This window comes from Bacillus sp. B1-WWTP-T-0.5-Post-4 (assembly GCF_009183795.1).
In the GTDB taxonomy this organism is placed as follows: Bacteria; Bacillota; Bacilli; order Bacillales; family Bacillaceae_G; genus Bacillus_A; species Bacillus_A cereus.
On record NZ_WEIJ01000002.1, the window covers coordinates 817,269 to 836,997 of the forward strand.

The window sequence follows — 19,729 nt, forward strand, 5'->3', positions numbered from 1 at the left end:
TTCTAATTTTTAGTATTTCTTATAAAATATACTTATCTCTATTCTAAATAAGGAGGAGTTTATGACCAATAAAATTCCTAGAAAAACATTAAAAAGAATTGAAGAGGATATTGAAAATAATAATCTTGGAAAAGCAAGAGATAGATTGCACGGCCTCATCTTTACATACCCAAATGAATTACATCTTCGAAAACAACTCGGAGATATTTATTATACATTACAATATCCAGAAATGGCTGGACGTTACTGGTATCTAGAAGAGCATAAAACAGATATTATGCATGAATCATGTTTATTATTTGAAAAATCAATGGGAAATAGTCCTCATCATATTGCACGTGCTTTAAAGTTTAAAGGCGATTCTAACCATATAAAAGGTTTGTATAAAGATCAACCTTTATCTTCAGTGCAGAAGAAAGTAGCAGAGGAGTTAATTTATGAGTATAAAGAAACATGGCAAGATAAGCTAGTTCCTTTTGGCTGTCTAGCATTGCTTGCTTCCCTTCTCTTTTCTGCCGTTGTTGGTCTATTCACTATTTGGAATTGGATTTTTTAATTACAGGGGGAATTTTCACATGTCAAACTACGCTAAAGAAGAAAGGCTAACAGGGGGAAACGTCTCAAGCGTATATCGTTCTGAAAATACTGTTCGGCGAGAGTTAAAGCCAGGCAGTGAAAAGATTCATAAGCTATTGCAACATTTAGAAAACAAAGGATTTCATTATGCTCCAAAGTTTTTAGGTGTAGATGAAAAGGATAGAGAGATTTTATCCTTTATTGAAGGAGAAGCTGGCAATTATCCTTTAAAAGAATATATGCGATCTAATGATGTATTAAAAGAAATAGCAAAGATGCTCCGCCTTTACCATGATGCTGTAAGTGATTTTCCGTTATTAGATGATTGGAAACCGATGGATCATACTCCAAATAACATTGAGGTTTTATGTCACAATGATTTTGCCATATATAACATTATTTTTAATAATGAGAAGCCAGTAGGGATTATTGATTTCGATGTTGCTGCTCCTGGTCCAAGACTATGGGATATCGCTTATACACTTTATACTTGTGTGCCTTTAAGTAGAGTATATTATACAGAATCCGGTGAAGCCGTTCATTATGACTCATCGCAACATGCAGATCGTATTAAAGAGAGAATGAATTTGTTCGTTCAGTCCTATGATAAAAATATGAATGAAGATTACTTAGGAATGGTGTTACTTCGATTAGAAGGATTATGTACATATATGAAACGAAAAGCGCAAGAAGGCGACTTGAATTTCCAAAGAATGATCGATGAAGGACATCTAGAGCATTATGAGAAAGATATAAAGTTTATTCGTGATCATAGGGCTGAGTGGAGTTGATTTAGTAATAAAGAAAAGGGAGTATCGTTTTTTGCCGACAACTCCATCTCTCTTTTCGAATCGTTTAGAAAATAACAAGGGGCACCTTTCAAAAAAGGTGCCCCTTCCTTTTATTTCGTAAACTGTGCTTCTTCCGTAGATCCTTTTAACGCTGTCGTTGATGAAGTTCCGCCTGTAATCACTTGTGCTACTTCATCAAAGTAACCTGTTCCTACTTCGCGTTGATGACGTGTTGCAGAGTAGCCATGTTTTTCAGCTGCGAATTCTGCTTGTTGTAGTTCAGAGTATGCTGCCATGCCGCGCTCTTTATAGCCACGTGCTAGTTCAAACATACCGTAATTTAATGAATGGAATCCAGCAAGTGTTACGAATTGGAACTTGTAACCGTAAGATGCGATTTCCTTTTGGAAGCTTGCAATTGTTTTTTCATCTAGTTTTTGTTTCCAGTTGAATGAAGGTGAGCAGTTATATGCAAGTAGCTTCCCTGGATGCTCCTTATGAATTGCGTCCGCAAATCGTTTTGCATCTTCTAAATTTGGTTCTGACGTTTCACACCAAACGAGGTCTGCGTACGGTGCATACGCTAAACCGCGCGCAATTGCTTGATCAAGACCTGCATTCGTACGGTAAAATCCTTCTGGTGTTCTTTCTCCTGTAATAAATGCTTTATCAACAGGATCGATATCGCTCGTAATTAAATCAGCTGCATCCGCATCTGTTCTTGCAACGATAATTGTCGGCACTCCCATTACATCTGCTGCAAGGCGTGCAGAAATTAAATTGCGTACTGCTGTTTGCGTTGGTAGTAGTACTTTTCCACCTAAATGGCCACATTTTTTCTCTGAAGATAATTGATCTTCAAAATGCACACCTGATGCACCTGCTTCAATCATACCTTTCATCAGTTCGAATACATTTAATTGCCCACCAAATCCAGCTTCTGCATCTGCTACAATCGGTACGAAATAGTCTGTATCATCGCTTCCTTCCATATGCTGAATTTGGTCCGCACGTTGAAGCGTTTGATTAATTCGTTTTACTACAGCAGGTACGCTGTTCGCTGGATATAAACTTTGGTCTGGATACATATGTCCAGAAAGGTTTGCATCAGCTGCTACTTGCCAACCACTTAAGTAAATCGCTTTTAACCCAGCTTTTACTTGTTGCATCGCTTGGTTTCCTGTTAATGCGCCAAGTGCGTTAATATAGTCTTCTGTATGAAGCGATGTCCAAAGCTTCTCAGCACCGCGACGCGCTAACGTATGTTCAATGTCAATTGACCCGCGCAGGCGAATTACATCTTCTGCCGAATATGGACGTGTGATCCCTTTCCAACGCTCATCTAATTCCCAGCTTTCTTGCAACTTCTCGATTCTTTCGTTTTTCATTTGTTCCATCCCCTTTTCGTTTTTTATAAAATTTCATAACCCGGTAATGTTAAAAATGGTACGAATTCATCATTTCGAACGAGATTTGTAAACAACGTTGTCGCCTCTTGGAATCTCCCTTTCTTAAAGGCTTCCTTACCAATCTCTCTTTCTATTTTTGCTAATTCTTCTTCTTTTAGCTCTTCCATTAATTCAAGCGTAATATTACGACCATCATTTAGTTTTCCACCTTCATGACGAATCCATTGCCATACTTGTGCTCTTGAAATTTCAGCTGTTGCCGCATCTTCCATTAAGTTATAAATGGGTGCTGCTCCCCGTCCGCTTAACCAAGATGCAATATATTGAATACCTACGCTAATATTCATGCGAAGGCCCTCTTCTGTAATCGTTCCCACCGGTACCTCTAGTAAATCGTTTTCTGTTACACATATTTCTTCACGTTTTCTAAAAATTTGATTTGGTGTTTTCATAATGTGATTAAACACTTCCATTGCAACCGGTACAAGTCCAGGGTGGGCGACCCAAGTCCCGTCATGACCGTCTAAAGCTTCGCGTTCCTTATCAGCACGCACTTTTTCAAAAGCTGCTTCATTTGCTTCTGGATTATTTTTAATCGGAATTTGTGCCGCCATTCCTCCAATTGCTGGTGCATTACGGCGGTGACATGTTTGAATTACTTTCAAAGAATACGAACGCATAAATGGCGCCGTCATCGTGACTTGTGCTCTATCTGGTAGTAAGAATTTATTATGATTACGGAAACTCTTTAAAAAGCTAAAAATATAATCCCATCTTCCGCAATTTAAGCCAGCAGAATGATCTTTTAGCTCATATAAAATTTCATCCATTTCAAACGAAGCGTGAATCGTTTCTAGTAACACAGTTGCTTTAATCGTTCCATTTGGAATGCCGATATATTTTTGAGCAAATACGAATACATCATTCCATAATCTCGCTTCTAAATAACTTTCCATTTTCGGTAAGTAAAAGTATGGGCCGCTCCCTTTTGCTAAAAGAGCTTTCGCATTATGGAAAAAATACAAGCCGAAATCTACTAAACTACCCGACATATTTTTCCCATCAACTTGCATATGCTTTTCCTCTAAATGCCATCCTCTTGGACGTACAATGAGTACAGCTGTTTTCTCATTTAATCTATATTCTTTCCCTTTATCATTTTTATGTGAAATCGTTCCCTTTACTGCATCTCGTAAATTGATTTGCCCTTCAACTGCGTTTTCCCAAGTTGGTGAATTCGAATCTTCAAAATCCGCCATAAAAAGATGCGCTCCTGAATTTAAAGCGTTAATGACCATCTTTCTATCTACCGGTCCAGTAATCTCTACGCGGCGATCCTCTAAGTCTTTTGGCAGCTTGGCAATTGTCCAATCCGCTTCACGTATATGTTTTGTTTCTTCTAGAAACTTCGGAAACTCCCCTGCATCAATTCTCTTTTGTTTTTCTACACGTTTTTGTAAAAGTTCTATGCGGCGCTCATTAAAATTCTCATGTAGTTCCTTCAAAAAACTAAGCACCTCAGGTGTCAATATTTCGTTGTACGCTGGTAACATTTCTCCGGGCAGTGTAACCCGTGAAGTTTGCGTCGACATATTAGCATCCCCTTCTTAAACTGTTTTATAACAGATTTGATTTTATGTTTTATATTATATAACAAATCTTCAGAAAAGGAAGTTTTTTTTGAAAATTCATTTCATTTTTTTCAAAACGCCATTCTTTCGCGCTTTATTTCATACAAAAAAGGCCGCTGTTATACAACAACGACCTTTTTGTATTATTTTTAAATTTCACTTTGACTAGTTAAACTTTATTACTGCCCTTGTTCCATATCATGCAATATTGCTCTATGTAAAAACTGTGCGTATTGTTCTCTCGTTACCTTCATAGACGGACCGAATTTACCTTCTCCGATTCCTATTGTAATACCATTTGTTTGTACTGCACTAATTGCATTCGTTGCCCATGAATTTGCTGAAACATCATTAAAGTTATGAGATCCCTTTGCCTGTAAGTCAAAAGCATTCGTAAGAACTTGTGCCATTTCTGCACGCGTTAACGTCGCCTTCGGTCTAAAGTTTCCATTCTCGTCTCCCTGGAAAATTCCCATTTCCGTTAAAGCCAATATCTCCTCGATAAAGCTTGTTGAATTTTCATCAATATCTCCATATGGGTTTTCATATTCATCTTGTTCTTCCATATCAAACACACGGTAAATTAAAGCTGCAACTTGCTCACGTGTTACATTATCCCCAAAACCGAATATTCCATCGCCATATCCTAAAATAATTTCTTGTTCCGCTAATTCATGAATTGCCTCATATGCCCAATGCCCTTTTGGTACATCTTTAAATACAATTGTATTTGTTTTTTGCAACGGTGCACTTTCCGCTTTTACACTGTTACTCTCTGCTGAGAATAACACCCCACCCATAATTGTTAATGCTGTAGCTGTTTTTAATAATTTTTTGCTCATCAAATTATCTCCCCAATATGTATATGTTTTTTTAAAAATATACAGAATAAATGGTATAGTGACAATATATTTTTCGACACATTTCGTGACGGTTTTGTGAATCATATTACACATCATGTCTTTTTCATCGGGTTGATTATAAAGCTTGTGTATAACCATAAAAATACATAAATGAGAATAATAATTCTTTTTTAAACAAACAAAAAAGCACAAATATTTCTATTTGTGCTTTCATATTTCACTCTACTTCCAATCCTCTTTCAAATGATAATTAATAATCGCATTATTAATAAACTGAGCATATTGTTCTCTAGGTACAGGGCGATTTAATTCATACATGTCATTCCCAGTTCCTCTCACAACATTATTAGATTGTAACGCACTAATTGCATCTTCTGCCCAGTGGCCTTTTGGAATATCTTTAAATGTATGTTTTTGTTTCGTTTCAAAATTAAATGCTCGTTTTAAAATGACAGACATTTCCGCTCTAGAGATTGGTGCTTTCGGCCTAAAATTCCCTTGGCCATCCCCTGAAAAAACACCACGTTTTGTTAACGCCAAAATTTCCTTTTTAAAAGTTGTTGTACTATCAGAAACATCTTTATATGGATTCGCTACTGGCCCTTCTTCTTTTATCTCAAGTGTTCTGTAAATAGTCCCAGCTACTTGTTCACGTGTTATAAGATCGCCAACACCATACTTCCCGTTTCCATACCCTAATATAATTTTATGATATGCTAAGTCCATAATAGCATCATATGCCCAAAATCCGTATGGAACATCTTCAAACACAATCATTTGTGGATACTCTTCTGCTTTTACAGGCGTCACATTCGTCCCTGCAAATATACCTCCTGCCATTGTCGCAATCATCATTACACCCAATATTTTTTTCTTCATTGTCCTCTCTCCCTATTTCATTCAAATAAAATGAACTTCATTGTTTCAGGAGTATTATTTTTTGGTGAATGTAAGATAAAATGTAAATCTTCTAGAAGAAATATTTCCACTACCTTTCTGCTTTATACTCCCTTCTTTCTTTTTCAAAAAGGAAGTTGTCACATCTAAGGTGTTATATACTAAAACATTCTACAATCTCTTTATAAACTCCTTTTCACTTTATAACTTCCCTTTATTGGCACCTAAAGGAGATACCTAGTGGAGGCTACTATATTCATGGTTTATATTTCAGAGGTAGCATTCCCCTTCACTGATAACTCGCTTTCGCTGAATTTTGAGGTGGAGGTCTTACTGCCCAGCAAATAGCGGGATAAAAAAATCATCCTTTTTTCTTAAAAGAGGATGATTTTTTATATTTATTAACACTCAAATATGCTACTACTTTTGAAGAGTAAATTGGGCAACTATTTGTTTTAGTTTTCCTGCTGCGTTATGCATATGTTCAATTGAAACCGAAATCTCTTGAACAGATTTTTCTTGCTGTTGAATAGACTCTTTTACCCTATCAGTTCGGTCAGATGATCTTTGGGAAATTTGAGCCATGTCTTCTGCAGAAGCCGAGATTTCCTCACTACTCGCTGCAATTTCATCTGTAGACATAGATACCGTTTGAATTTGCTCAGATACTTGTTGTACTTTTTCTGTAATTGTTCCAAATACTTTTTCTGTATGCATTACTACTTGTGTACCTGCCTGTACCTCATTATCTACTTTCCCCATCATATGTACCGTATGGTTCGTTGTTCCCATAACTTGAGTAATAAGATTCTCAATTTGTTTTGCAGAATCACTAGATTGTTCTGCTAATTTCCGCACTTCATCTGCCACAATTGCAAATCCTCTACCACTTTCACCAGCACGTGCAGCCTCAATTGCGGCGTTTAATGCTAATAAGTTAATCTGGGAGGTAATACCTTGCATAACATCAATGATTTTAACAATTTCTTCTGATTGTTCTTTCATAGTCTCTACTTGTTTCACACCGCTATGTACCGAATTTTGGATTGTATCCATCTGTTGAATCATTTGTTTCATTAATTTGTTACCACTCTCTGCATCTAATGCTGATTGAGCAGATAATTCATTTACAGAGGATGATGTATTGACTATACTCTGCATTCCTTGTGTCAACTCTTCCATCGCACCCGCAGTTTGTTCCATTGCTTGCATTTGACTCTCTGCACCATTTGCGACTTCTTCAATATCCATAGTGATTTTCTTCGCTGCACTACTAGATACTTCTGATGCAGATACTACTCCGTCTGCATGTTGGAATAAAAGCTGAATATTATTCTCTACTTCTTGCATATTTGTTCTTAGCCCTGCAATCATCTCGTTAAAATTACTTACTAATACACCTAATTCATCTTTAGCATTATAATCACCATGTACGGTTAAATCTCCTTCTTTCGCTCTTTCCATCATACGACTAACCGTTTGTAAAGGAGCAACTATAAGCTTGCTAATAATATAACTTACTATACATATAACGATTGTAGTAACTACTACAAGAATGATAAAGGTAATAACGGAACGATCAATCATTTTTTGAGAATCTTTAAATACTTGGTCAGCTAAATTTGAAACATACGATTCTAGATCCACTGCATAACCGGCTAACTCTATTCCCTTCGGTTTTAATTCCTTCTGAAATTCATTTACCATTTGTGGCTCGTTTGTTGCCTTTGCCTTTTCAAATAATTTTTTATATGTATCTTTATAACTTGGCAAAGATTTCTTCATCTTCTGAAACAGTTCATCCTCTTGCTTACTTAAATTAAAACCATCATCATATTCTTTTAATAAAGAATCATATTTTTTAAGATCCTTTTCAATATTATCAATTATTCCCTCTTTATTTGCCACTTCATTTTGTGATACCGTAATTAATTCTAGTAGGTTATATTCTAGTGAATTTTGTGTGCGAAGCATTCCTTCTAATAAAATTGCAGAATATTGATAATCATCTACTACAACCTCTGTATCATGCTTAATCTTATTAATAGAACTAATTGCTACACTGCTTATAATTACCATACCTAAAACTGCTAATGAAATAAGCGCTAATAATTTATATTTCACTTTTAAATTTTGTAAAAAATACATTTTTTCACCTTTATTCCTTTATATATAGATTTTTAGAATTTTATAGCTTATTATTTACAAAATCGCAATAAAAAGCAATGATAAATATTCCCAATATGAAACTTATATCTCTATAAAAAAAAGTAGCATAATAGCTACTCCTTTTTTCTTTGTTTCTCATATTGTTCAAACGTATGAATTCTTTCAAAAATTGGTGGGTGCGTGTATAAGAAAAATTTCACTAACGCAGGCGGATTCACTTGGCTTAAACTTGTTTTTGATAAATATTGAAAAGTTTTCACACCAGATTTTCCGTCCTTCGTCATATTTAAAGCATATTGATCTGCCGCTCTTTCTTCTATACGTGAAACATAGTTTGTTGCTGGTTGTACTGCAAATGAGAGTATAGAAGAAATTAAGAAAAATAAAGGTAAAATGGAGAAACATGCCACTTTTGAAATTTGCAATGTATCTCCCCATTTGCGAATACACATATTTATAATACGACTAATTAAAAACATACCTATAAACGATAGCAATACATAACTTGCAACGCCAAAATATATATGCTTCATAACATAATGCCCCATTTCATGGGCCATGATAAATAAAATCTCTTTATCTTTTAACTGCTTAAGTGTTGTATCCCACATTACAATACGGGCGTTAGGGCCAATTCCTGTTACGTAAGCATTTAATGCATTCGTTTTTTCTGACATATTTACTTCATATACGTGTTTAGCAGGAATGTCCGCTTTGTCTGCTATCGCTAAAATTTTCGTTTCTAATTCTTTATTTTTCAGCGTCGAGAAGTCGTTATACAGTGGATCAATAACGACAGGCTGTATGAATGTTAAAAAGATTGTAAATGGAACAGAGAGCGCCCATCCTGCGAGCCACCATCTCTTCGGAAATTTACGGATAAGCCATAATAGAACGGTAACTACGATTAACATAGTCGCATAACTTTCCCAAAAACCGATAACATGATCTTTTATCCAGCTTTGTGTACTTTGTGTTGAAATGCCGTAATCAACGGACACTTTCCGGCCAATCCATTGCATCGGTAAGGCAAGCACTGTTGTCAGTAATGATAAATAAAAGAAATAAATCGCAACTTGCAAAACACTTATTTTAGTCGTTTCCTTCGACCATTTCTCAAACTTTCTTGAAATACCTAGCACAAGTACAAATAATAAAATAATCCATTCAAGAGGCGTCGCTAAAAAGTATAGTAAATTTTTCACGCGCGAATAATCTTGGCTTAGCGTAAGCTCTCTCGTACTCATAAACGTTTCTGGATCTGCACTCGTTCCCTTATACATGTCCGGAATAAGTTCATGATTCCATCCAAATAAATACCAATATATAAGTAACGCAAATCCAACGTACAAAAAAAGCGACCAACCGATAACCTTCCTCACGCTATTCCCTCCTCTATGCTGCCTGTCTATTATTATTGTAAGTTCGTACACGCTAAATTAGAACAAGCTTATTATGTGAATTGCTCTGGATCTTTTTATTTACATAAAAAAACTCTTCTACATAAGAAGAGTTTTACCTATCTTTAAACACTTTCTTCGGTTCACAATCCGTAATAAGGATCACACTTACAAACCAACACGTACCCTACTTGCTTTTTAGATAAAATAAAAAGCCTCTTTAAGGAAGTACATCTATTAATAAACTAAAATCTTGTAAAGAGAAAGAACTATATTTCATAATACCTTGTACAGCTAAAAGTAAAACAAGACCGATCACACACATATAGTTAACGCTTTCTTCATTCTTTTTTTCAGTAACCACTCCACCACTTATACATAAAATCCCTAGCAAATGGAGCGCTAAATACATGAAAAAATAAGCTTCCTCCCAGCGCAAAATAACATTCACTGTCGTTATTAACACTAGACTAAGTAAAATCAAATAAAAAAACTTATTTGATGATATCGTTTCATTCATATAATTTTATACATCCCTTTCAAATTTCGAATTAATGATGTTTCAAAGCTATAAAGTAAATGATTGTTTTTATACCATAAAACAAAAGGAAAGCCACCATTACTTTCTCGAATACTTTATGAATCCACATATACTTCTCTTCATTCTTTCTGAAGATGCGCTTCATCATTTCTTCTACAATTAGACCAAATATTAGTAAAACCCCGAACACAATAAGAAGAGAAATAATATTTTCTTTTAAATGAGTACTAGAAAATAAGTAATACTCTGGAAACACAATCGTATCTACTACAGGTTGAAGCCAATGACAAACGCTTTTATCACACATATCTGTAATAGACGTAGAATCTATAATGTCTTTTAATATTTTTTCAACCGTCTTCTTCATCTTATTTACTCCCGACTACATCTGAAAAGCTCTTTTCCTGCTCTGCATATATAACCGGCACTTCTTTACTCCAATATTTGCGATTAACAAATAAAAAGATAAGTACTAAGTTTAATCCTGTTATAAAAATAATAAGTCCAGGAAAGAATGTCGTATAATTTGAGAAATCGGCAAAACTCATAATTTTTTCTCTACTTATTAGAAAAGACGCACCTATTACAAATGCATTGTTTAACATATGTATTGCAATTGGCATGAGTAAACTTTTCGTACGAATATATACGATTGACAATACGATGCTGAATATGGCTGCACCGAGGAAATCAACATGTAACAACGCAAACAATATTGCTACAACGATGGTCGCTATGCTCGTTCCCCATTTTGTTGCAAAACGTTGAAGTAAAAATCCGCGAAAAACAAATTCCCCGATAATTGGTGCGATGAATACGACCCTAATGACTTGAGATACATATCCCCCAGTACTATCTACAATTGGTTCATGCAGGGCGTTCATAATAAAGTCCGGTGTAATCCATGCAAAACTATACATATACAAAATAAGATACCCGTAACTAAACATGCATAACATAACCGTAATGTATAAAACTTGTACCAAGTTAAATGTTTCATTTTTATTAACAAATAATGAAAATGAAATGTGGTGCTTTCTATACTCATAAGAAATCCATACCATCGGAAGGATATAGAATATAAGAATATTTATAAAAGAAGAATTTTGTATATGAAATATACTTGTTAGCAAATCGCCACTACTTCTCGCTATTAAAATTAATAGTGCAAATACAATTAAAAAATATCTAGCTCGCATCACTTGAAACGGGTTCACACTCATCTCCTCCCCTATGTTACTTTTATCATATCATTTGATTCTTAATTTTTTGCGAAAGAAAACCTTAAAATTTCCTTAAAAATTCCATAAGTTACAAAATGATGATATGATATTCGAGGAAATTAGGAGGGATGTTTATGTACCAAGCAAATATTTTACTCGTTGATGATGAAACAGCAATTTTACAATTACTAACTACCATTCTTGAAAAAGAAGGCTTTTCTCATATTACAACTGCAACATCAGCTGAAATGGCTTTATCTCTAACTAAGCAAAACAATTACGATTTAATTATTTTAGATGTAATGCTTCCTGGACAATCTGGTTTTGATATTTGTCCAATCATTCGCCAACAAACAGATTGTCCAATTTTCTTCCTATCAGCAAAAGCATCTGATTTAGATAAAATATCCGGATTTTCATACGGTGCAGATGATTATATTACGAAACCATTTAATCCATTAGAAGTAGTAGCACGCATGAAAGCACAGCTTCGGAGACATATGAAACAAACCGTACCACACGAACAAAAATCACACTCGATTTCATTTGGAAGATTTGAAATTGATCAGCACTCTGCAGAACTAACAGTAGATGGGCACATTGTCGAATGCTCCGCTCAACTCTTTCAACTACTACTCTTCTTTTGCGAGAATCCGAACTACGTATTTTCGAAAGAGGAAATATACGAAAAAGTTTGGGGAGCACCTGCCTATAATGGCGATGACAACACTGTTATGGTCCACATTCGAAAACTACGTGAAAAAATTGAACATGATCCAAGTAAACCAGAATATATAAAAACCGTTCGCGGGCTTGGTTATAAGTTCGTTACAAAGTAGGGTGACGATATGAATTTTAATAAACGACTTATTATTCAATTTATCATGCAACACGTTTTTGTTTTAGTTACATTACTTATCGCTGTAGTTGCTGCTTTTACTTATTTAATTTTTCTTCTTACTAGTACTTTATACGAACCTAATATTCCAGATTCTGATAGTTTTACAATTTCAAGATACATCTCTTCAGAAGATGGGCATATTTCGTTACAATCTGAAGTGCAAGATTTAATAAAGGAGAAAAATGATTGGCTCCAAGTTGTAGATGAAAACGGAAAAATCCTCTACCACTTTAATACACCAAATGATGTTCCGAATGCTTATACGAAGACATCTTTAGTCGCATATATACAACATCATATCGAAAGTAATTATAAATTTACATATTGGGAAATTGAATTAGAAGAAAAGAAAGTACTTGTTATTTATGGTGGTATGTTAAAAAGCAATGCGTTACTGACAGCAATTCAAAAGGATCACTCCTCTTTAACGATGGATTCGTTCACATTAACAGATCAAGAAAAACAGTTACTGTCTAAAGAAAAAGCAGCACTTCAAATATTTAATCAAAATGGCGAAGAGGTTTTTGCCTATCCAGCTGGAAAGAAAAAAACATTTTCAGCGATACAAATTGCCCTTAATGAAAAAGAGCCGTGGAATCATAAAGAAAATACATCTAGCTTTTACGATGCAAATAGTGGCAACCTTCTCGTTGTAACTGCAAAAAATGAGCACTACTATCCAGATGACGAAATTGAAGATGTATTTACTAAGAAGTTTCTCATTGGATGCGGATTAATCCTTCTTATCGTATTTGTTTATTTAGTCATTCTTTCTATTTGGTACGGTAATAAATTCGGGAAACCGTTATTACATGCGATGCGCTGGCTTAAAAATATCGCTGGTGGAAAGTATGAAGAACCTATTAGTAAAAAAGGAAAACCTGTCAGGTTCCGGCGATCTGGTAAAGAAAAATGGTCATTTCGTTTGTTTAGAGATGTAACAAGTTCACTAGAACACCTTTCTATTACACTCAAAAAAAATGATGCGATGAGGCAAGTACTCCAGCAAACACGAGAAGAATGGATTACCGGTCTAACGCATGATTTAAAAACACCACTTAGCTCTATATATGGCTACGCATTATTACTCGAATCGAATCAATATAACTGGACTGATCGTGATATTCAGCAATTTGGTAGTGTTATGAAAGAGAAATCTCAATATATGACAACATTAATTGATGATTTAAGCTTAACGTATCAATTAAAAAATAACAGCCTTCCTGCCCAACACGTAAACGTTGAAATCAATCAGTTCGTCCAAAAAGTATTATTGCAATTTATTAATAATCCAACACTTCAAAATCAAAATATTGAATTCGTACCGAGCTCAAATAAAATTCAATATTTCATTGAAGAAAAATGGTTCCAGCGTATTATCGAAAACTTACTAGTAAATGCTGTAAAACATAATAACGAAACAACTACTGTCATCGTAAAATTATCACAAAACGCTAATTCCTTTACACTCTCCATTTCAGATGACGGAAAAGGAATGGATGAAAAAACGAAAGAACTTCTATTTGAACGATATTACCGCGGAACAAACACAGAAGAAAGCAACATCGGAACTGGACTTGGCCTAGCCATTACAAAACAGCTCGTTCATGCTCATAACGGAACAATTTCCGTTGATAGTGCACTCGGAAAAGGAACGACGATTATTCTTGTATTTCCGTTTCGTTCGTAGGAAAGACGCTATGTGGCGTCTTTTTTCTTCACTGGAATAATTTTACTGTAATTGAAATTATGTGGATCGTTTTTTTTGAGGTGTTTTAGAGGTATATGAAATTATATCGGCGATTTTTTGAATATATAAGCGCAACTCGAATTATATCAGCGATTTTCTAGATATATCGACTTATCGACAAAAACCGACAATACTAACCTGCTTCCCTACTATACAAAGTAAAAATAAAACTATTAACAAATACATTTCTAAACTGTTATACTATAAATAGAAGTATAAACTAACTAAGTTTTGCATAAAATGAAGTAGACGAGGTGCTTCCAACACCCCGTCACTGCAACTAATTACCGCAAGGTGGAAGGTTGCAACTAAAGCTTATTTGCGCTTAGAAGACTTCCCACGCTTCGCAGGCAGACGGGTGGTCTTCTTTTTGCGCTTTTTTTGCCGTTAATTTCTTAAATCCAAAAACTATACCTTCTCTAGCTATAGTTTTTGTAATTTCCAACAAAATTTGCAAAAGAAATTCCATACGATTACACCTCCTTTCTTCACAAAATGAAGAAAGGGCATAACCTTCCACCCGCAATATTTAATTGCTACTTTATTTTACCATTTTCATATGTATTACAGATAAAACAATACAAATTTAACAATCCACTTATAAAAAAAGCGAACCATCTCCCAATGATTCGCTCTTACCCTATTATTTTTTCTTCACCGGTATCCAAAGCTCTACTTGTGCAAACTCACTCTTATCTTCGTGGCAACGCTCATCGTATAATTCAAACTCTGTAACGCCGCAATGTTCATAGCCTGAATGCGGGAACCATTCTGAGAAAACTGCATTCCAAGTTTGGTGGATAGACGATACCATTTCTTCATGAGGAACTTTCGGCGTTGTAAACACAGCATATGTTGCTGCCGGGAAAGTACGCTTTGCAATTTCATTTGGTACATTTTCAAAGTCTGTAACTTCCATTCCAATAATATAAGTGAAGTCCCCTGTTTCTAAATTAAAATCAGTACATAATCCAAGCTCTACCCATTGACTCGTATCTTTACGATTCGGAATTGTCGTTCCAAGATCTTTTTGTAAATATTCTTGCCAAAATGCTGGAATGTCTTGATGGTTTTTCCCTTCTTTACTTGTCGTCTTCAGTTCATAACCCGCCACTAAAAATTCTGGTTTATTTACAATACGATATTCCATTTGTATGCCTCCTAAATACGGATTTAATTTTCTTTGCTTTACATTCACTCTGTAATACATCGGTGTTTCGATTTCTTGTTTTCGATATTCACTCGGTGTCATTTGAAATAATTTTTTAAAGGCTCTCGTGAACGTTTCGTGAGATTGAAAGCCATGTTCAAACGCGATATCAATAACTTTTTCATCCGTATGAGAAAGTTGATAAGCTGCCCGGGCTAACCTCCTCTTTCGAACATACTCCATTACCGTATCACCTACTAACGCCTGGAATACACGATGAAAATGAGACTCAGAAAAACCTGCAACCCGCGCTAAATTACGCAGCGTTTGTTTTTCCATTACATCTTCCTCAATATAATCAATTGACCTTTGAATTTGTGTTTCATAGCTTTCCATCTCTGTTCACCCGCCTTATATGTATTATGATAAAAGAGAACGCAATCCAATTCTTGACGTTTTTTACTATAATTCCATAAAAAATTGTAACTTTTTTATATGTATTTCGTTGTTATGTATGAAGGGAGGGAAATTAGTGAAACGCAAACAATCATTAGAAGACATTTATTCAGATCATATGCATGATTTATTTCGCTATCTTCTCTCCCTAACCGGAGATTCTCATTTTGCTGAAGATCTCATGCAGGAAACCTTTTACCGCATGCTCGTCCATATTGACTATTATAAAGGAGAAGAAATTAGGCCGTGGTTATTTACAATTGCCTACAATGCCTTTATCGATTGGTATCGTAAAGAAAAGAAATATAAAACAACAGAAGTTGCAGAATTCCATTTACCAAACGTGCCAAGTACAGAACATGAATATTTCGTAAAACATGAGATTGCTAGTTGGTTAGACAGTTTATACGCTCTTCCGCTCGAAAGACGAAATGTCCTACTACTACGAGATTACTATGGATTCTCCTATAAGGAAATAGCAGAAATGACTGGTCTCTCATTAGCGAAAGTGAAAATTGAATTACACAGGGGACGGAAAGACACGAAAAGCATAAAGGAGTGATACGGATGGGTTGTACAGAATTAAAAAAACTATGGAAGAAGTATGAAAATGGAACGCTCACGCATGATGAACAAGAACTGTTAGAAAGTCATATTGAGTCATGTGAAGCGTGTGAAGCTTACTTAGATGAGCTGTTAACAAAAACAGAACCAATTAAGAAAAAGTTACCTCCAAAAGATTTTAAAGTTCCTTTTTGGCGGATTAAGTGGAAACATCGTTTACAAACGTTTGGTTTTATATTATCAATTTGCATCGTTATCTATATAATCGGCGGGGTATTATCAGCCTTTTATTTTCAAGCTAATAATGATAAAAGGCTAGAAGAAATTAGAGAGGTTCCTTCGCTTGCACTTGAAGCAACAATCCCAAATAGCCGTGTTATGGGAGGCGGAACAAGTGTAGAAGCTTTTTTCCGTACGAATAGCCAATTTGATTTAGTACGAACCGTCGGTAAAAAAGAAATGCCCCTCGGTACAATAGAAACAAAAAGCTTCTTATCATCTGTAGATGTTACGAAGCGAACTTGGATGAATCCGTTCTATCAACCAAAACTCTTCTTTGTTCATCCAAAAACAGAGCAGGGTGATTATTTAAAGGATTCATCAAAAAAAGTATGGGATACACTTGCAAAAGTACATGATGGAACCGTTGCAGAAGTAGCAATTTCTTTTGATAAAGCTTACACTTTAAAAGAATTAGAACCGCTTTTATATAGCATATTCGAGGCACAAGAACTCCCTCCAACTCCTTTATGGTACGCTTTAGATACAGGACAAGAAAGAAAAAATGTAGATGACTATATCCTACATGGCGGAGAAGCTATAGGGTTTCCAGAACATGTAAGATTCCTCGATAATGAAACTGACGGGCAGAAAACGCAAGAAGACAAAGTAACCGAAATGATGCGCATCCTTTCTATCCATAAAAAAACGGTAAGCAAAATAGCAGCGCTTTCTGAGAAAGAACTAAACTTAGATAAACGTTATCAATATATAAAGGACAACGGTGTAAAAGTATACGGAATTGTTATTACTGGCCCATCGAAAGAGTTATTAAAATTACAAAACTCCCCGCACGTACGTTATGCGACTCTTGGAGATATTGAGATTTGGAATTGGTTTGATAATTAATAAAAAAGAAGTAGCGCTCTAAAAAAGATGCGCTACTTCTTTTTTAATTCGAAATCACTTTCACATACATCCCTCTCACCGCTTTTTCATAAGCAATATCACTTATCTGTCTTATGTTTTCTGACACAACAGATGACTGAACGATTTTCCCTTCACGAAGTAACGGCGGATCAATAAGACGCACTTTATTTTTCTGATGTAAATCATAATCGTTTCTATCTTCTTTTACCTTTACATTTGGATGAACTTTGCTTAATAAAGCTTCTACTTCGGGGTCATTACATTGCTGCAATTTCGAAATAAGCTCCTCATCTTCAAGAAGAAAATCATCTGCATGAATAACCTTTTTATGAAGAGATAACTTTAATGTTTTCGCTAACATATCGTTTCCGTAAATATTCATTGGTTTCATAAAGAAATCAATTACTTCTTTGTAATACGTTTCTGTAAACCATTCTGCCATTTCGACACTTTGAACAACCATTTTCCCCTCTACTGCGATAATATCCTCTAAAAATCTATGAACCTCTTCTAAAGAAATATATCCGTATGTATACATATCTCGTAACGTATAATCTACTCGATCTGCGCATAATTCGGGCGCTGACCTTTCCAGTAATGTCCACTTCGAATCATCTAATAAAATATCTTCATAGTTATAACCATGCTTCGCAAGGATCGCTGGAATTTCTGAGTTTTTCACAACAGAACTAAATATCTCTTCATGATAACTTTCATCTTCATTATCAAAAACGTAATCAATCACGTGGGAAAAAGCAGTATGCGATACGTCATGCAGTAAACTAGCGATCTGTTCTTCTACTGAACCACCTAGTTTTTTAACTAATAACATAACACCAACTGAATGATCAAAGCGCGTTACATTCCATTTCTCGTTCACTAAGTAACTTGCGCCTGCTTGATGAATTCCCTTTAGTCTTTGCATAGACTTACTTGAAATTAATTCTTCTACTACTTGATCCACTTCAAATTCTCCGTATAGTACATCTGATATGATCACTTACAATCCCCCTTTATTTTAATCGAGTCTTATAATCGTATCTCTTTTATGAAATTAGCACCAACATAAATATTTATTGTTATTTGTTTTTATTGAAAAAATAGAGAGCCATCAGCTCTCTATTTCATAACCCCTATTCAAATGTAACTTCTACCTGCACAATCTCCGACCTACTTCCAAGTCTAAGCGGTGGTCCCCAAAATCCAAATCCAGAAGAAACAATTGCGTGGAACGCGCCTTTTTGTGCGTATCCCCAGTCTAGCTCGTACATTCTTCTCGTTACAATATGATTGGGCGCCATTTGTCCGCGGTGCGTATGACCGGATAATAATAAATCTACACCTGCCGCTGCTGCTTGTTTCAACTCAAATGGCTGGTGATCCATTGCGATAACAGGCATCGATTTATCTACCGTACTCATTAATTGTTCAAAGCTTTGACGATCTCGCTCTGTTTTATCTCTTCTTCCAACGAGATAAAAGTCATCTTCAATTGTAATTACTTCATCTAAAAGAATACGAATATCAATCTTATCCATCTCTTGTAAAAACTCTGGAACTGCTCTGCCGTAATATTCATGGTTTCCTAAAACGCCATATACGCCTAATGGAGCTTTCATTTGTTTCATGATTGGTCCCATATTCTTTTGAATGAACACACCTGGATGATCATCGATAATATCACCTGGCAGTAAAATAATATCAGGTTCCATCTCATTTACATGACGAACAAGTCTTTTTAAATGCGAAACGCCAGACAGTTTACCGAAATGCATATCAGAAGCCATCGCAATGCGTAAACTTTTACGCCCCTCTACCTTTTTCGGTATGTGCACCTCGTACTTTCTTACTACCGGACTATACGCATTAAATACTCCATACGCAAAGATAAAGATAAATGCAACTATCACAGCCGCCCCTGTCCAAATAATTGCCGCTTCTTTCTCTACTGAAAACTGTAAAAGAAAGACCATAATATCAGCTAATGGCAACAACATAAGCGCATATTGTATGACCGCAAACCAAATCGAACCTATCGTTCGCAGAAATGGCAAAAACTTAAACACTTGCACGAGAATGTACGCATATGAAATAAATGCGACTATGAAAGCATAATATCCCCAAGATTCCCAGCCAAATACCGCATGAAGCCAAACCCATCCGTTCCAGCCGATGTAAAACATAAGTAGTGTGTATATAATTAATATGGTAAATATATTGAGATAACGAAGATTCTTCACAGCCAGCCTCCTTATTGAT

At 35.4% G+C, this 19,729-nt stretch carries 19 protein-coding genes and 1 pseudogene; 6 read left to right on the plus strand and 14 right to left on the minus strand.

Annotated features, from left to right (window positions below):
• The first annotated feature begins 61 nt into the window (after positions 1 to 61).
• Positions 62 to 556 (plus strand): DUF6584 family protein, encoded by a 495-nt coding sequence (locus GBN91_RS09870; RefSeq protein WP_000182396.1) that lies wholly within the window; start codon positions 62 to 64, stop codon positions 554 to 556.
• A 19-nt stretch (positions 557 to 575) separates the two neighbouring features.
• Positions 576 to 1,367: a phosphotransferase gene (locus GBN91_RS09875; protein ID WP_000073793.1), complete on the plus strand. Its 792-nt coding sequence runs from the start codon at positions 576 to 578 to the stop codon at positions 1,365 to 1,367.
• A 110-nt stretch (positions 1,368 to 1,477) separates the two neighbouring features.
• On the opposite strand, the gene aceA is transcribed toward GBN91_RS09875, so the two are convergent.
• From aceA to GBN91_RS09920, 10 genes and pseudogenes are all read right to left on the minus strand, one after another.
• Entirely contained in the window at positions 1,478 to 2,755 is a 1,278-nt protein-coding gene (aceA, locus tag GBN91_RS09880) for an isocitrate lyase (protein WP_000787346.1), read from the minus strand.
• Positions 2,756 to 2,778: 23 nt separating this feature from the next.
• Positions 2,779 to 4,368: a malate synthase A gene (gene aceB / locus GBN91_RS09885; protein ID WP_000107314.1), complete on the minus strand. Its 1,590-nt coding sequence runs from the start codon at positions 4,366 to 4,368 to the stop codon at positions 2,779 to 2,781.
• 218 nt (positions 4,369 to 4,586) lie between these two features.
• Complete coding sequence (locus tag GBN91_RS09890) at positions 4,587 to 5,354, minus strand: S-layer homology domain-containing protein (RefSeq protein ID WP_139304517.1); 768 nt, start codon at positions 5,352 to 5,354, stop codon at positions 4,587 to 4,589.
• 138 nt (positions 5,355 to 5,492) lie between these two features.
• Positions 5,493 to 6,149, minus strand: a complete 657-nt coding sequence (locus tag GBN91_RS09895) for an S-layer homology domain-containing protein (RefSeq protein WP_140159368.1) — start codon at positions 6,147 to 6,149, stop codon at positions 5,493 to 5,495.
• Between the two features lie 438 nt (positions 6,150 to 6,587).
• A complete protein-coding gene (locus tag GBN91_RS29670) occupies positions 6,588 to 7,541 on the minus strand; it encodes a methyl-accepting chemotaxis protein (protein ID WP_409194079.1) in 954 nt (317 codons plus the stop codon).
• A pseudogene (locus GBN91_RS29675) lies at positions 7,536 to 8,315 on the minus strand (MCP four helix bundle domain-containing protein); the annotation flags it as partial. The pseudogene GBN91_RS29675 and the gene GBN91_RS29670, both read right to left, overlap by 6 nt.
• Before the next feature lie 134 nt (positions 8,316 to 8,449).
• A complete protein-coding gene (locus tag GBN91_RS09905; protein ID WP_001233328.1) occupies positions 8,450 to 9,718 on the minus strand; it encodes a M48 family metallopeptidase in 1,269 nt (422 codons plus the stop codon).
• Between the two features lie 238 nt (positions 9,719 to 9,956).
• Positions 9,957 to 10,256, minus strand: coding sequence for a DUF2101 family protein (locus GBN91_RS09910; protein WP_001006050.1), 300 nt, complete (start codon positions 10,254 to 10,256; stop codon positions 9,957 to 9,959).
• Positions 10,257 to 10,287: 31 nt separating this feature from the next.
• A complete protein-coding gene (locus GBN91_RS09915; RefSeq protein WP_000754334.1) occupies positions 10,288 to 10,644 on the minus strand; it encodes a hypothetical protein in 357 nt (118 codons plus the stop codon).
• Between the two features lies 1 nt (position 10,645).
• Positions 10,646 to 11,494: a CPBP family intramembrane glutamic endopeptidase gene (locus GBN91_RS09920; RefSeq protein WP_001067985.1), complete on the minus strand. Its 849-nt coding sequence runs from the start codon at positions 11,492 to 11,494 to the stop codon at positions 10,646 to 10,648.
• Positions 11,495 to 11,634: 140 nt separating this feature from the next.
• Here GBN91_RS09920 and GBN91_RS09925 point away from each other — a divergent pair, with 140 nt between their 5' ends.
• Entirely contained in the window at positions 11,635 to 12,339 is a 705-nt protein-coding gene (locus GBN91_RS09925; RefSeq protein ID WP_000283871.1) for a response regulator transcription factor, read from the plus strand.
• 9 nt (positions 12,340 to 12,348) lie between these two features.
• On the plus strand, positions 12,349 to 14,091 hold the full coding sequence (locus tag GBN91_RS09930; protein WP_001010447.1) for a sensor histidine kinase: 1,743 nt from the start codon (positions 12,349 to 12,351) through the stop codon (positions 14,089 to 14,091).
• Between the two features lie 385 nt (positions 14,092 to 14,476).
• Here the strand turns inward: GBN91_RS09930 and GBN91_RS28800 are convergent, their stop codons facing one another.
• Positions 14,477 to 14,620, minus strand: a complete 144-nt coding sequence (locus GBN91_RS28800) for a hypothetical protein (RefSeq protein WP_006916098.1) — start codon at positions 14,618 to 14,620, stop codon at positions 14,477 to 14,479.
• A gap of 174 nt (positions 14,621 to 14,794) precedes the next feature.
• Positions 14,795 to 15,697, minus strand: coding sequence for an AraC family transcriptional regulator (locus GBN91_RS09935; RefSeq protein ID WP_000446855.1), 903 nt, complete (start codon positions 15,695 to 15,697; stop codon positions 14,795 to 14,797).
• A 118-nt stretch (positions 15,698 to 15,815) separates the two neighbouring features.
• Between GBN91_RS09935 and GBN91_RS09940 the strand changes: the two genes are divergently transcribed.
• Positions 15,816 to 16,319, plus strand: a complete 504-nt coding sequence (locus GBN91_RS09940; protein WP_152121419.1) for an RNA polymerase sigma factor — start codon at positions 15,816 to 15,818, stop codon at positions 16,317 to 16,319.
• A 5-nt stretch (positions 16,320 to 16,324) separates the two neighbouring features.
• Complete coding sequence (locus tag GBN91_RS09945; protein WP_152121420.1) at positions 16,325 to 17,449, plus strand: anti-sigma factor; 1,125 nt, start codon at positions 16,325 to 16,327, stop codon at positions 17,447 to 17,449.
• 43 nt (positions 17,450 to 17,492) lie between these two features.
• On the opposite strand, the gene GBN91_RS09950 is transcribed toward GBN91_RS09945, so the two are convergent.
• Both GBN91_RS09950 and GBN91_RS09955 read right to left on the minus strand, forming a co-directional pair.
• The gene (locus GBN91_RS09950; RefSeq protein ID WP_152121421.1) at positions 17,493 to 18,470 is read right to left on the minus strand and encodes an HD domain-containing protein; all 978 of its coding nucleotides are present in this window, start codon (positions 18,468 to 18,470) and stop codon (positions 17,493 to 17,495) included.
• 133 nt (positions 18,471 to 18,603) lie between these two features.
• Positions 18,604 to 19,710 carry a metallophosphoesterase gene (locus GBN91_RS09955; RefSeq protein ID WP_152121422.1) on the minus strand — a complete coding sequence of 369 codons (1,107 nt, stop codon included), beginning with the start codon at positions 19,708 to 19,710 and terminating at the stop codon, positions 18,604 to 18,606.
• Between the last annotated feature and the right edge of the window lie 19 nt (positions 19,711 to 19,729).

What these genes read in the sequence shown, in the direction of transcription:
- GBN91_RS09945 (WP_152121420.1), top strand. Translation starts at nt 16,325, where the DNA reads ATGGGTTGTACAGAATTAAAAAAACTATGGAAGAAGTATGAAAATGGA.
- GBN91_RS09925 (WP_000283871.1), top strand. Translation starts at nt 11,635, where the DNA reads ATGTACCAAGCAAATATTTTACTCGTTGATGATGAAACAGCAATTTTA.
- GBN91_RS09935 (WP_000446855.1), bottom strand. Translation starts at nt 15,697, where the DNA reads ATGGAAAGCTATGAAACACAAATTCAAAGGTCAATTGATTATATTGAG.
- GBN91_RS09940 (WP_152121419.1), top strand. Translation starts at nt 15,816, where the DNA reads ATGAAGGGAGGGAAATTAGTGAAACGCAAACAATCATTAGAAGACATT.
- GBN91_RS09930 (WP_001010447.1), top strand. Translation starts at nt 12,349, where the DNA reads ATGAATTTTAATAAACGACTTATTATTCAATTTATCATGCAACACGTT.
- GBN91_RS09870 (WP_000182396.1), top strand. Translation starts at nt 62, where the DNA reads ATGACCAATAAAATTCCTAGAAAAACATTAAAAAGAATTGAAGAGGAT.
- GBN91_RS09910 (WP_001006050.1), bottom strand. Translation starts at nt 10,256, where the DNA reads ATGAATGAAACGATATCATCAAATAAGTTTTTTTATTTGATTTTACTT.
- GBN91_RS09895 (WP_140159368.1), bottom strand. Translation starts at nt 6,149, where the DNA reads ATGAAGAAAAAAATATTGGGTGTAATGATGATTGCGACAATGGCAGGA.
- GBN91_RS09875 (WP_000073793.1), top strand. Translation starts at nt 576, where the DNA reads ATGTCAAACTACGCTAAAGAAGAAAGGCTAACAGGGGGAAACGTCTCA.
- GBN91_RS29670 (WP_409194079.1), bottom strand. Translation starts at nt 7,541, where the DNA reads ATGATTGCAGGGCTAAGAACAAATATGCAAGAAGTAGAGAATAATATT.
- aceB (WP_000107314.1), bottom strand. Translation starts at nt 4,368, where the DNA reads ATGTCGACGCAAACTTCACGGGTTACACTGCCCGGAGAAATGTTACCA.
- aceA (WP_000787346.1), bottom strand. Translation starts at nt 2,755, where the DNA reads ATGAAAAACGAAAGAATCGAGAAGTTGCAAGAAAGCTGGGAATTAGAT.
- GBN91_RS09890 (WP_139304517.1), bottom strand. Translation starts at nt 5,354, where the DNA reads ATGATTCACAAAACCGTCACGAAATGTGTCGAAAAATATATTGTCACT.
- GBN91_RS09915 (WP_000754334.1), bottom strand. Translation starts at nt 10,644, where the DNA reads ATGAAGAAGACGGTTGAAAAAATATTAAAAGACATTATAGATTCTACG.
- GBN91_RS28800 (WP_006916098.1), bottom strand. Translation starts at nt 14,620, where the DNA reads ATGGAATTTCTTTTGCAAATTTTGTTGGAAATTACAAAAACTATAGCT.